Source organism: Acinetobacter sp. BMW17, from assembly GCF_001592855.1.
In the GTDB taxonomy this organism is placed as follows: domain Bacteria; phylum Pseudomonadota; class Gammaproteobacteria; order Pseudomonadales; family Moraxellaceae; genus Acinetobacter; species Acinetobacter johnsonii.
This window is the reverse complement of record NZ_LSOD01000048.1, coordinates 21,602-34,721: the sequence shown is the minus strand read 5'-3', so window position 1 is coordinate 34,721 and position 13,120 is coordinate 21,602. Positions and strand designations below refer to the sequence as shown.

At 42.3% G+C, this 13,120-nt stretch carries 13 protein-coding genes; 4 read left to right on the top strand and 9 right to left on the bottom strand.

Annotated elements, in window-relative coordinates; translation table 11 throughout:
• Positions 1-126: 126 nt before the first annotated feature.
• A complete protein-coding gene (locus tag AXW61_RS16325) occupies positions 127-1,521 on the top strand; it encodes a PLP-dependent aminotransferase family protein (protein ID WP_062035292.1) in 1,395 nt (464 codons plus the stop codon).
• Between the two features lie 51 nt (positions 1,522-1,572).
• Here the strand turns inward: AXW61_RS16325 and AXW61_RS16320 are convergent, their stop codons facing one another.
• Complete coding sequence (locus AXW61_RS16320) at positions 1,573-2,349, bottom strand: class II aldolase/adducin family protein (RefSeq protein WP_081408321.1); 777 nt, start codon at positions 2,347-2,349, stop codon at positions 1,573-1,575.
• A 166-nt stretch (positions 2,350-2,515) separates the two neighbouring features.
• The gene (locus AXW61_RS16315) at positions 2,516-3,340 is read right to left on the bottom strand and encodes an AraC family transcriptional regulator (protein WP_062035290.1); all 825 of its coding nucleotides are present in this window, start codon (positions 3,338-3,340) and stop codon (positions 2,516-2,518) included.
• 67 nt (positions 3,341-3,407) lie between these two features.
• On the opposite strand from AXW61_RS16315, the gene AXW61_RS16310 reads away from it, so the two are divergent.
• Positions 3,408-3,821, top strand: a complete 414-nt coding sequence (locus AXW61_RS16310) for a DUF962 domain-containing protein (RefSeq protein WP_062035288.1) — start codon at positions 3,408-3,410, stop codon at positions 3,819-3,821.
• A 455-nt stretch (positions 3,822-4,276) separates the two neighbouring features.
• Entirely contained in the window at positions 4,277-5,518 is a 1,242-nt protein-coding gene (locus AXW61_RS16305; protein WP_062035286.1) for an outer membrane protein transport protein, read from the top strand.
• A gap of 43 nt (positions 5,519-5,561) precedes the next feature.
• Here AXW61_RS16305 and AXW61_RS16300 read toward each other — a convergent pair whose 3' ends face one another.
• Both AXW61_RS16300 and AXW61_RS16295 read right to left on the bottom strand, forming a co-directional pair.
• Positions 5,562-6,725 (bottom strand): alanine racemase, encoded by a 1,164-nt coding sequence (locus tag AXW61_RS16300; protein ID WP_062035285.1) that lies wholly within the window; start codon positions 6,723-6,725, stop codon positions 5,562-5,564.
• A 184-nt stretch (positions 6,726-6,909) separates the two neighbouring features.
• Entirely contained in the window at positions 6,910-8,190 is a 1,281-nt protein-coding gene (locus AXW61_RS16295; protein ID WP_062035283.1) for a D-arabinono-1,4-lactone oxidase, read from the bottom strand.
• Positions 8,191-8,346: 156 nt separating this feature from the next.
• Here AXW61_RS16295 and AXW61_RS16290 point away from each other — a divergent pair, with 156 nt between their 5' ends.
• A complete protein-coding gene (locus AXW61_RS16290; protein WP_062035281.1) occupies positions 8,347-9,435 on the top strand; it encodes an AraC family transcriptional regulator in 1,089 nt (362 codons plus the stop codon).
• A gap of 76 nt (positions 9,436-9,511) precedes the next feature.
• On the opposite strand, the gene AXW61_RS16285 is transcribed toward AXW61_RS16290, so the two are convergent.
• From AXW61_RS16285 to fdhD, 5 genes are all read right to left on the bottom strand, one after another.
• On the bottom strand, positions 9,512-10,129 hold the full coding sequence (locus AXW61_RS16285) for an ATP-binding cassette domain-containing protein (protein WP_062035279.1): 618 nt from the start codon (positions 10,127-10,129) through the stop codon (positions 9,512-9,514).
• A 4-nt stretch (positions 10,130-10,133) separates the two neighbouring features.
• Positions 10,134-10,826 (bottom strand): molybdate ABC transporter permease subunit, encoded by a 693-nt coding sequence (gene modB / locus AXW61_RS16280; RefSeq protein ID WP_062035277.1) that lies wholly within the window; start codon positions 10,824-10,826, stop codon positions 10,134-10,136.
• Positions 10,826-11,578 (bottom strand): molybdate ABC transporter substrate-binding protein, encoded by a 753-nt coding sequence (gene modA / locus AXW61_RS16275; protein ID WP_240487480.1) that lies wholly within the window; start codon positions 11,576-11,578, stop codon positions 10,826-10,828. Before modA ends, modB begins: the two co-directional genes overlap by 1 nt.
• 266 nt (positions 11,579-11,844) lie before the next feature.
• Entirely contained in the window at positions 11,845-12,195 is a 351-nt protein-coding gene (locus tag AXW61_RS16270) for a winged helix-turn-helix domain-containing protein (RefSeq protein WP_062035273.1), read from the bottom strand.
• An 84-nt stretch (positions 12,196-12,279) separates the two neighbouring features.
• Complete coding sequence (gene fdhD / locus AXW61_RS16265) at positions 12,280-13,080, bottom strand: formate dehydrogenase accessory sulfurtransferase FdhD (RefSeq protein ID WP_062035271.1); 801 nt, start codon at positions 13,078-13,080, stop codon at positions 12,280-12,282.
• Positions 13,081-13,120: the final 40 nt, after the last annotated feature.

The following is a 13,120-nucleotide window of genomic DNA, read 5'->3' as shown; positions in this document are numbered from 1 at the left end:
TGAATAATTCTCTTATCTTTAATCGCTCAAGTTGAACATAGACCGCATGATAGAATCGAGATACAATCCAGTACAATAAATAAAAACTGTTATGTATAAAAAATCATACAGTTGAGGAGAAATAGAATGCGTAGCCAAACTCGAATTGATGCAGTCATGGATGAAATTAAACTCAAAATTAGCTCACGCACCTATCTCCCCAGTCATCGCCTTCCCTCTGTACGCCAACAAGCACGTACATTGCAGGTCTCTGTTTCAACCGTTGTCGAAGCCTATGAACGCTTAATGGCCGAAGGCATCATTCTGTCTAAACCTGGATCAGGCTTTTATGTGTCTGGCCCCGTCGCGCCACTGGCTTTAGCTCAAATGGGGCCTAAGCTAGATAGAGAGGTCGATCCTTTATGGGTCTCTAGACAAGCCTTAGATACAGATCACAGCACACTTAAACCGGGTTGCGGCTGGTTACCACCCGAATGGTTATATGAGACCGGTGTTCGACGTGCTCTGCGGAGCATGGCAAAAGCAGATAGCTTAGAACTGGTGGAATATGCAACACCGGCAGGACATCCTGAACTACGACAATTAATTTCTCGTCGTTTAACCCACATTGGCGTTGAAGCTTCACCTGAACACATCATGCTCACCGAATCTGGCACGCAAGCAATTGATTTGATCTGTCGTTTTTTATTGGAAGCTGGGGATACTGTTATTGTCGATGACCCCTGCTATTTTAATTTTCATGCGCTGCTCAAAGCCCATCGCATCAATATTGTGAGTGTACCGTATACTCCCCATGGCCCAGATTTGGAGATCTTTCAGTCAGTTTTAGCTGAATACTCACCACGGCTGTATATCACCAACTCAGGCATACACAATCCAACGGGTGCAGTGCTTTCCCCCGTCACGGCGCATCGCTTACTTAAATTGGTCGATCAAACCAATTTAGTGATTGTGGAAGATGATATTTTTGCCGACTTTGAACATACCCCTGCCCCACGACTGGCTGCTTTTGATGGACTCAATCGTGTCATTCAAGTTAGTAGTTTTTCAAAAACGGTTTCAGCCTCTTTGCGCTGTGGTTATATCGTGGCCAAAAATGAATGGATTGAAAATTTAATCGATTTAAAGATCGCCACGTCTTTTGGTGGCGGCCGACTTGCAGCCGATATGGTGCTGATTGCCTTAAAAGACAGTGGCTATCGTAAGCATATGGAAACAGTGCGCTTACGCCTTGCCCATGAAATGCAAAAAGTCATCACTCAGCTCGAAGCTTTAAATATTCACCCGTGGCTAGTCCCACAAGCGGGCATATTCTTGTGGTGTAAACTTCCCGACGGTTTCGATGCTTCGGTCATTGCGCGAGAATGTTTAAAACACGGCGTGGTTTTAGCGCCGGGAAATGCGTTTAGCCAATCCTTAAATGCACAGAATTTCTTACGCTTCAATGTCGCACAGTCGGCAGATCCGCGTATTTTCGAAACGCTCAAAAATGTGTTAGCTCAACAGCAAAACTTAACATAATAAAAGCCTCTACTTAGAAATAGAGGCTTTTATTAACAACTGTTGAATGGCTTATGAACAATATTCGTCGCGTTGATGCTCAATTAAAGACAGCGCGGCATTCCATGCTTTCAGCATCACCATTTCAATCAATTCACTTTCAAACTGTTGAGCCGTATGTTGACGTACAGCTTCAGACGGAAGATGAAGCTCTGCTCCTCCCGCCATCGCTTTAATCTGCGCTTGGCATGCACGTTCAAGGAAATAGATCTCGTGAAAAGCACGTTGAATCGAATCTCCTGTCGATAGCAAACCATGATTACGTAAAATCATGACTCGGTTGCGCCCCAAGTCTTTCACGAGACGCTCACGTTCTTCGGTTAATAACGCCACCCCTTCATACTCGTGATAGCTGACTTTGTTATAAAACTTCAAAGCATGCTGAGACAAAGGCAATAAACCCTGTTTTTGTGCAGACACTGCAATGCCATCTGCGGTATGCGTATGAATCACGCAGTGCACATCTTTACGTGCATCATGGATCGCGGAGTGAATCACAAAACCTGCGGTATTGACCAGTTTGCCCTGATCATAATCCGCAATAATATTGCCTGCATAATCAATTTTAACCAAATGCGAAGCCGTCATTTTTTCAAAGGGAATGCCGTATTGATTAATCAGAAAATGACCGTCTTCGTCGGGGACACGTAGACTAATATGCGTATCAATTAAATCGGTCATGCGGAAATGCGCAATTAGACGGTACAACCCCGCAAGCTGACAACGCGCATCCCATTCTTTTTCTGACACGACATCTTTTAGACTTTTCATCGCATGTAAACTGGTCATTTGTTATCCCTATTATCTCTATCCATTAAAGTTAACATTGAGCTTGAAGGAAAAAGCCAAACCCTGCTTAAGTCCTTCTCTCAACATAAACTGATTCTTCGTAAAATAGCAAAACCTGTCTTGAATGATTCTGCTATTTCCGTGTGCTATCAAACAACTTAACACGCTATGACGTCGATGGTGTTTTAATGCAGTCATTCACGAAGATGGTTTTGCCTTTCAGCATCGAGGGTGCAAAATCCACCATGCTACGTAAAGTTCGGGTGAAATGTGCCTGATCAGCAAAACCCGCTTCCAAGGCAATATCAATCAAACTCCGACCTGCTGCCCAGAGTTTGATGGCATAGCGAATGCACAACCAAAGAATGTAGCGCCGCATGGAAATCTCTAGTTGTTGGCTAAACAAGTGCATCAGCCTCGACTCAGACAGTCCCGTGTGTGCCGCGACTTGAGCTACCGTGGGGATCTGCTGAGGTACAAGTTGTTGAATATAACGACAGGCCTGTAAAACGCGGGCATCCGACGGCAATACCTGCAATGGATTTGGGTTTAACGTCGATAGTAGTGCTAAGACCAATTGTTTAGCCTCATCAGGAGTGAGTTGCCCAGCGATCAACTTTTGAAACTGCGAATGAAACGAAGCGAGGCAAGAGGCAGGTAAAGAACGAATCTGTTCGCCATTCAGCAATGGATACAAGTATCCATAAAGTGCATGATCAGGATCAATCATGAGTGCCAGATAAGGCTGATGTTCTGAATCGGTACTGTGCATCACATTGGGTGCCATCACCACAATATCGTGATAACGACGTACTTGGTCGTCTAAAGTGATTGCAAAAGGTGTGCCCAAGCCAATTTGTAAAAGTGCTGGAAAATGGGCATGGGCATTATTCAACTGCTCATGAGTCACATACAAAATGACGCCATCCCAAGTGTAAATTTTACTTTGGTGCGCCAACCCTAAACTCGCGTCCTTGCTTTGCGATAGCATATTCGTTCAAGACCATCTTTGGTTTGCTGTTTAAAACTACGCCTTGTAAACACTAAAGGAGTAGGACATGTTACAGAATACCCAAACCCAAATTAAAAACAATATGCAAGATTTAGTGAATAACGCCAATCATTCTTCTGCATTGGTTACAAGCCCTGCTGTGCAAATGAAGGGAAGTGATGGCCGTTATAAAACCTTAAAAGAATTCTATCCCTTCTATCTTTCTCAACATGAAGACCCCACTTGCCGACGTTTACAATTTGTAGGAACCACCTGTGTGATCGGGATTACTGCGGCGGCTGCGATGACCAAAAATGCAAAACTACTCTGGGCTTTGCCTGTGGTGGGTTATGGATTTGCTTGGGTCGGTCATTTCTTTTTTGAACATAACAAACCAGCCACATTTACATATCCTTTTTACAGTTTCGTTTGTGACTTTAAAATGTATAAAGACATTTTATTAAAACGCGTCGATTGGTAAATAAAAATGCGACTGTCCTATCTATTTCTAGGACAGTCGTTTGATAAAAATCTGACGATTAGTGCTAAGGTTATGCACCACAAACTCTCTATAAGAGCGACTCTCCTTAAAATATCCAACCTAGCCATCAACTTAGGCTGCATCAACGTCCACTATATACGGCGCCATCATCTGCTCTAATGAAAAGAGATCAACACTCGCCAACAGCTCAATCAAGTCACTCATTTCTCACAGGCTCAATTTATAAAATAAGTCCTTTCTTTTGACCGAAAATCCCCCCTTGAATGCTCATTTACAACCCTACTCTCTAATTCTTTTCAGTGATTAACTTGAGCTTGGACACCATTTTTTTAAATGGCTGAGTGACTTTTATCAAGTTACTCCACACTAAAACATAGTGCCAAGAAGACAAACTATAGCGATTACAAGTCAAAAAACTCTCAAGGACGATTTACATGAAACTCAGCCCATTGGTGATTGGCATATTTGGAATATCCTCTTGCAGCTTGCTCCATGCATCCGCTCTGGATCAATCAGGTCAGTCGATTCTGCCCTTTTTAGAAACAGGACATTATGCTGAAGTCAGCATTGCCAGCATAGATCCAGATATTTCGGGAAAAATTCGCAACCGACCAGATTTAGTCAGTGATGTGACGAATCTCAATACCGGTAATATGGGAAATAGCTTTCAATATTACAACGCCGCCTTAAAACTACAGCTAACCGAACATGTCAGTTTTGGCCTTTTGTATGATCAACCATTCGGTGCCGACATTCACTATCCGCTGCAATCCAATAATACATTTTCAGATAATGAGTTCAGCCAACAAGGCACTTCGGTAAACGTAAATACCCACAATATCAGTATGCTTCTCGGTATCAGTCCATTCACAAACTTTCAACTCTATGGCGGTGCAGTTTATCAATCGGTAGAAGGTGATGTCTCACTCCGAGGCAATGCCTATGGCCCTCTTTTTAATGGATATGATGCGAAATTTAAAGAAGACCATGCAGTGGGTTGGTTAACAGGTTTAAGTTATCAACAGCCGGAGATTGCCTTAAAAGCAGCCATCACCTATCGTTCTAAAATCGATCATAAACTGCAAGTCACGGAAACGGTCTTTGGTGAACCTTTAGAAGCTACACTTCCACAGAAAACAAAAATTTCTACGCCTCAATCCGTCAATCTCGATATTCAATCAGGGATCGCTTCGAATACCCTCGCCTATGCCAATCTGCGCTGGGTTAACTGGAAAGAGTTTAAAATTCGCCCGACCCAGTTTGGTGCTTTGACCGAATACATCTCTTCGATCATCAGTGACGGTACTTATGTCGATGGCTTTGATTTAGACAGCTACCAGCACGATCAGTGGACAACAACACTAGGGATTGGACATCAATTCACCCCAAAATGGAGTGCATCAACAGAAATCAGCTGGGACTCTGGCACAGGTGATCCTGCATCTAATTTAAACCCAACAAAGGGTTCATGGGGACTTGGTTTCGGTGCGCAATTTAACCCTACTCCCCATTACTTTATTGCGGGTGGAATCAAATATTTTTGGCTCGGTGATGTTGTTGCAGAAGATGGAACTTACCACCTACCTATATCTGGTATTCAATCCACAGCAGAGCAAGCAGATTTTAAGAATAACAGCGCCATCGCTTATGGTTTAAAAATGGGTTATCGCTTCTAAATTAAGTCCATAAAATAAAAGCCATTCGATTGAGTGGCTTTTATTATTCCCGAAAAGTTTGCCATGTTTTAAAAGCATGCTGTTTATACAGTTTTAATTCTGAAAACTGAGGAAGAATCGCTTCACTCTGTGTAGGCCTTAAAAAGACAAAATCATCCACTTGAATATCGCAATTTCTAGGAATATTGACCAACTCTTGATTACTGCTCCGTCCATATAATAGATGCGGACGACACTGATTAGGATAAACATAATCCGCCAACCAATAACCACCATAAATAAACAGTGCTTTGGATTTATGCGGTAATTTATTCAATAAAGACATTGCTGGTAATTGCGCAAAAGGCAGAACTTTCAGCACCGGAGCCGCAATCCATAACGCAGGCTGTAAAGGCTTCAATGACTCACTTTCAAAGTCGCTGGGTTTGAGCAGCATCGAACCAAAAGACAGATCATTACAAACGCTCTCTGAGACATGAAAAGTAAAAGTCAGACTACCCCCACCATTAAAACAAAGATCACTGTTCCAAAGGGCTGGAAACTGCATTTGAATGACCTTTTGATAATTTAAATAAATCTGCTGCGACTCTTGATAGGCCTGATCTGGTTTTTTGATGATCGATGGTATTTTTGTGACATGTGCATCGTAGCCCATCAAGCCAGACAGTTTTAAATATTGTGGATATTGCTGGATCACACTTAACATTTCAGCGAGTTGCGTTTCAGACTGCACCCCACCCCGATGTAGGCCCACATCAATTTCAATATTCACTTGCAGACTTATGGCATAGTCTTTGGCTATCTCTAAATATTGCAACAACCGTTCTTTAGTATCGACTAACCATTGGATATTTGCCTTTGTCCAAGCTGAGTTTTGTGCATAAAAAGTGCGAGCTGCTTGGGCAGGCATGGGCTTACCCAACAACAGATCAGCTGCGGTGAAATTTTCTAATATCAACTGGATATGTTGCAGATGAAAGACCATAAAACGCTGTGTGTTCAATTTCTCAGACAGCAGCTGGAGTAAATCGAGGCTGGCCAACGATTTGACCACTAAACGCGGTTTTAACTGTTCCGACTGAACGAGCTTCGTTTGAATATATTGGAGGTTTTGTTGTAATGCAGCCTCATCTACAATCAGTTGGGGTGTCGCAATCCCTTGTGTTTTCAAATCTGAATTGAGTGTTTTAAAATAATGATCCAACATTCTTTTTGTCCTGTTCTGAATAAAAGCGGCCAACTTAAACCAGCTTACTAAGCATATGACGTATCGGCTAAAAGCCAAAGCCATCAACCTGAGCTTTAGTTTAGAGCTCATCGTCAGGCTTATGCTTAGCGAACCATCCATCCCATACAGCCCTACACTTTAGCCATATCCTGCTCACTACCAATCATCCCAAAAACAACTGCTCTAAATAAGGATTCAAAAACTTGCGCTCAGGGTCCAGCTGCTGACGCAACCTAAGAAAATCATCCCACTTTGGATATAAACTTCGAAGCCGCATTGCCGTCATACTGTGCATTTTGCCCCAATGGGGCCGTCCCTTATATTTCTGAAAAATAGGCTCCACAATATCAAAAATTAACCGTGGGTCTTGCTTATGATATTGATGCACCGATATCGAAATAGAGTCTTGCTGATAAAACGGACTGATCCAAATATCATTCCCTTTGACAAAACGGAACTCGAGCGGAAAAAAGGTCGCAACCTTATGGTGTCGCAATGCCGCTAATACCTCTTCTAAGCAATCCAAACCGCCATCAACAGGAATCTGATACTCCATTTCATTAAATTTGGTATTACGTACTGTCGGAAAGATCTTACTCGACCAATCTACCGCTGTTGTTGGTTTAACAAAAGTGCCTAACAGTTTTTGCACATAAGGATTCAAGAATGGAACGTTTTTAATTAATTCCGAGCAGATCGTTAACAACGTATCCTCCGATGGATAGCTTTCTTTACGAGGCTGTAGCTCTTCATCTGTCTCATCTAAGGTTTTTAGCATCAGTTTTTCAGCATGGGAAAAAACAAAACATTCAATATGTCGATGCTGATGTTTCCATTGCTGAATAAACTGCATCATGTCTGCTACTGTACAGAGCTGAATATGTTCCTTCAGTTTAAAGCGCGGACGATTTTGCATGGTAATTTTGGTCAAGATACCCAAACTACCTAATGAAACACGTCCAGCCGCAAAGATTTCTGGATTTTCGGTGCGACTACAGTTGAGAATTTCACCTGCAGCAGTTAATAACTCAAAATCTTCCACATAAGCTGAAATACAATGCAAGTCTGCACCTGTACCATGCGTTCCAGTTGAAACGGCCCCCGCAAGGCTCTGCTGGTCGATATCGCCTTGGTTCATTAAAGCTTGATTGATGGGTTCTAGATACTGATCCAAATTGTACAATCGAGTCCCTGCATAAAGACTGCACCGACTGTGCGCTGTATCAGATGAGGACACACCAGAAATTTGGTTCAATGACACCAAAGTCGCATCGGTACATACTAGGGGGGTAAAGGAATGCCCTGCCCCCACAACCCGTATTTTCGGATGACTTTGTACAATATGCTGTAACTCCAATACATTGTCAGGGTGCAAAATGTGTTGTGGATGAGCCTGTTGAAACCCTGACCAGTTCGACCACGTATATGTATCTTGAGTTTTCATGAACGACTCACTCCGCATTCGCCCAGTAAATACTCATTACTAAACCGACTCATTTGATTTTCTTGCTTTGTCCAATCCTTTGGCTTCATTTGATTTCCCTTTCATCACTCTGTTGAATTGATCTGCGCTTTGGCATATTGAAAGTTAAACAAAATTATGAGATACCAAAAAGGGTTGAATGATCGTTATTCAGGGGGGCAAAACGGACTTATGCCTAAACAGTCGAATTACACCATTCATACACGGCAATATATCCCACCTACAATATTGGCAGGACTGCTGCATTATGCAGAACAGCAGCATTGGGATTACAGCACGTGGTTTCAGCATTCAGGCGTGAATATCAATCAAATCCAGCAAGCCCATGGCTATGTGAATTTTACTCAGTTATGTCATGTGATTCAGAATGCCTTGGCTTCGAGCCAACAACCCAACTTAGGCTTAAAAATTGGCAGTAGTGAAGGCCTGATTTCCATGGGTATTTTAGGTTTTGCCATGCAGTCTTGTAAAACTGTAGCGGATGCCTTAGAGATTGCTCTACGTTACCATCAAGTTTCGGGTAGTGTTTTAAACTTGAACTTTACAATTGCTGGGGAGAGTGTTGAATTAGAGTTCATCGAAAATATTACACCGACAAGCCTCAAAATATTTTTCTGTGATGAACTGCTAAGTAGCATCATGGCCTGCCTCAATGCCATGCTAGGCGATCATCAAGATATTATTCAGTTAGAGCTGAGTTATTCTCCAATCACTCATCTTGCCGAATACCAAAAAATTATCCCCTGTCCGATTCGGTTTAATGCAGACAGAAATGTCATTCGATTTAAACGACGTATGCTAGAGCGTCCACTCAAAACTTATAGCCCTGCCAACTATGCAACTGCTATCCAGATTTGTGAACGTGCACAGCAAGAAATTGATCAGCTCAATAATGCACAATATGCATATTTATTAGAACAGCTTATCGAGCAGTACCTTCCCGTGCGCTTTGATATGCAACTCGCATCAGACTATTTACAAATGAGTGAGCGTCATCTTCGACGCTCCTTATTGCTAGAAGGCATTAGTTTTCAGCAAATTCGACAAACCGTGTTAGAACGAAAAGCGAAACAGATGCTTGAAAATAATCTCTCCATTGGGGACATTAGCCAAGCTTTGGGTTTTAGTGAGGTACGTGAATTTCGTCGGGCATTTAAACGCTGGACAGGCCAAGCGCCGTCTGTTTATAAAAATGGCACCGAATGATCCTAAGCTGATACGAAGGCCCATTTTCTGTTTTTATTCGTTCCCTCTTTAAAAGTTGAAGCTGAAATGTGTTCAATTAAAGCAACCAAACTGCTTCGGTCAGCTGCTTAATTTCATCCATATCATGGCTGACATACAACATCGGGATATGGGTTTCATGTTGGACGGTTTGAAAAAAAGGAAGGATTTCCTGTTTATGTGCAGCGTCTAACGCAGACAATGGTTCATCTAATAATAATAAATTTGGCGAATACAACAGTGCCCGACCCAATGCAACTCGCTGCTTTTCACCACCTGAAAGCTTCGTCGGCATACGACTGAGTAAATGATTAAGTTTAAGCAGTTCAATAATATAATCGGGATCAAAACGTCGGCTTTCAGGCGGAATGCGCTTATAGCCAAACAATAAATTTTGCATCACCGTCATATGTGGAAACAGTTGCGCATCCTGAAAAACCAAACCCACATGACGTTGCTGTACATTTAAATTAATCTTATTTTTCGCATCGAACCATGTCTGATGATTGATTTTAATCCAGCCCTTGACTGGAGTATTAAGTCCTGCAATAGCATGCAAAATACTGGTTTTTCCTGAACCTGAAGCCCCAAATAAACCAACGACAGGATGTTCAGATGAAAATGTCTGATCGAGTTTAAATCTGCCTAAATTTAACTGAATATGACAGTCAATCATCGTCTTAATGCCCTCGTTTGTTTTTCTGATAGCGATGGAACCACTGGGCAAACCATAACGCCAAAAATGCCACAGTTAATGACAGAATAATCAGTCGCCAAACCGCTTGTTCTGTATCGGGTTGCTGCATCAAGCTATACATGGCCAAGGGCAAGGTTCTGGTCTCCCCTGCAATATTACCGACAAAGGTAATGGTTGCGCCAAACTCGCCCAGACTGCGACAAAAACATAAAATAGCCCCCACCAATATGCCACTGCTGGCTAAAGGCAAAGTGACATAAAAAAAAGTGCCCAAGGAGGAAGCACCGAGCGTTTTCGCCGCCATTTCTAGTCGTTGATCCACCAACTCTATGGCCAAACGAATCGATTGAACCAAGAGTGGAAAGCCCATCACGGCTGAAGCCAAAACTGCGCCTTTCCAGTTAAATGCAAAATTGAGTCCAAAGGGCTCAAGATACTTACCCAGTATCCCGTTTCCGCCAAAAATCTGTAACAGCAAATATCCTGGCACCACAGGCGGCAGCACCAGAGGTAGAAAAATAAACGTTTCAAATAAGGATTTGCCAAAAAACTCTTTACGTGCCAAAACCCAACCCACTGCCAACGCAGGGGTCAGACTCAATGCCAAACAGGTTGCAGCCACTTGGCAAGATAACTTGAGTACCTCTATCTCTTCAGCTGATAAAGAAAACATCATCACTTAGTAGCAGATAAAACGGTAAAGCCATATTTTTTAAAGACTGCATATGCTTGTTTACTTTGTACAAACTGATAAAACGCTAGCGCATCTGGATTATTTTTGACAAGACCTAAGGGATAAACAATCGGGGTATGGGTATTGATAGGGAAAACGCCAACGACGGTGACATCTTTACTGATAGCAGCGTCGGTTGCATAGACAATGCCAAGCTGACATTCACCACGTGCGACAAAGTTGAGCGCAGCTCTGACATCTTCAGTTTCAACCAATCTTGGTTCAAGTTTTGACCACCATCCCAATGCGGTCAGCGCCTGTTTCCCATATTTTCCGACTGGGACACTTTTGGTGTCGCCTGTACAAAGCTTGCCTTGAAAAGCGGTAGAAGGATCAAAACTTTTATCCATTTTTATTTTGACGGGCTTAGCTTTTGGCGAAATCAGAACAAGACGATTGCCCAATAAATTCACACGTTTATTCGGTACAATTAACTTTTTATTTTGCAGATAATTCATCCACTGTTCATCTGCCGAAATAAAAACATCCGCAGGTGCACCCGCTTCAATTTGCTTGGCCAAAGTCGACGAGCCTGCATAAGAGGTTTTCACGCGTACTCTTTTTTGTTGTTCAAACATTGCATCGACATCTGCTATAGCATTGGTCAAGCTGGCTGCTGCATAAACGGTAATGGCTTGCTCTGCATGTACCTGTGCCGCAAGAGCCAAACCACAACACAACATCGCATATTGCATGCACTTATTCTTAAAATTGAGCAGCACCATGTTCCCCTTAAGCATTATAAATTGACCGATATGTTTTCAAAAATATATGGATACATAAGCAACGTCAATTCCAGAAACAGATTATTTATCATTCAAGTTAAAGGATTTGTATCCTAATCACGTGACTGATACTGCTCTTGCTATCGAGTGGGTAGATAAGAGGTTTTATCAAATAGAGGAAGCTTATTCGTGTAAGCAATTACTGGGTACGAAAAGGATTAGCTGACCTGACTAGATTATTGTTTAAGGTGTTGAGCTATTTCTGCAAAATCCTGTTCAATCGCAATGCGTGCTTTTATTTCCATTTGTCTAAATTGACTTAAAATACTTTCGCCCAAGTCCGTGAGTTTTGCCCCACCACCATGCGTTCCACCTTTTTGAGTTTCGACCAATCCTGACTGAAAGCTATGATTCATAGTTTCAACCAACAGCCATGCACGGCGGTAGCTCATATTCATACTTTTTGCAGCTTGAGAAATTGAACCTGTACGTCGAATTTCTTCCAATAATTCTGCCTTACCCGGCCCAAATGCAATGTCTTGATTGAGAAGTATTCTAAGCTGTAATTTTAATTTGACGTCCTGCATACATTCACTCAAATAAAGACCTGTCATCGACACAGATGACCTAAAGAAAAACCTTTTACTTTTTATACAGCAAAATTTTGAATATCAAGTATATAAAACAAAACCATTACCGCGGCAAAAACTCGCTAAGGTCAAACCTGACTGCTTTGCCATATTAATCGCCATACTGGTTGGGGCTGAAATACACGCCAGCAAGGCAATATTCAGTTGAGCACACTTACGAATCAACTCATAACTGGCGCGGCTGGTCATCACGACAAAACCTTGATTTACATCACAATGATGTTCTGCAATATAACCCAATAGTTTATCTAAAGCATTGTGTCGGCCCACATCTTCAAACAAAGCCACTATTTCCCCCGCTTGAACCCATGCAGCCGCATGTGCACCGCCCGTCATTTGGGTGATTTTCTGTCGGGTATTGAGTTGAGCAATGGCTTGCGGAATTTGAGCCAACCATCCCTCACAAAGGGCTGTGGTAATTTGAGGTAAATCCAAATGAAGCTGCTGCAAACTTTCAATCCCACAGAGACCACAACCCGTGCGTCCAACCATCATCCGTCGATGTTGTTTGAGCGCCATAAAGGCCCGAGTAGAAATCGTCATTTCGACTTGAATCCCAAATTCAGTTTCATGTATGTCTAAAGAATAAAGCTCTTTCAAACTCGTCAAAATACCTTCAGACAAGCTAAAACCTTTCGCAAAGACTTCAATATCGGCTGGCGTTGCCATCATGACTGCATGGGAAATCCCATTATAAACCAAGGCAATAGGGTGTTCTTGCACTACAAAATCAGATTGTTCAACAGCTCTATTTTCACTTAAACGCTGAATATCAACCGTTTCATAGCCCAGAAAACTCAACTTAGACGCCCGAATATCCATAATAATTTTCCAATCTTCCCTAAACACTAAACCCTTCAAT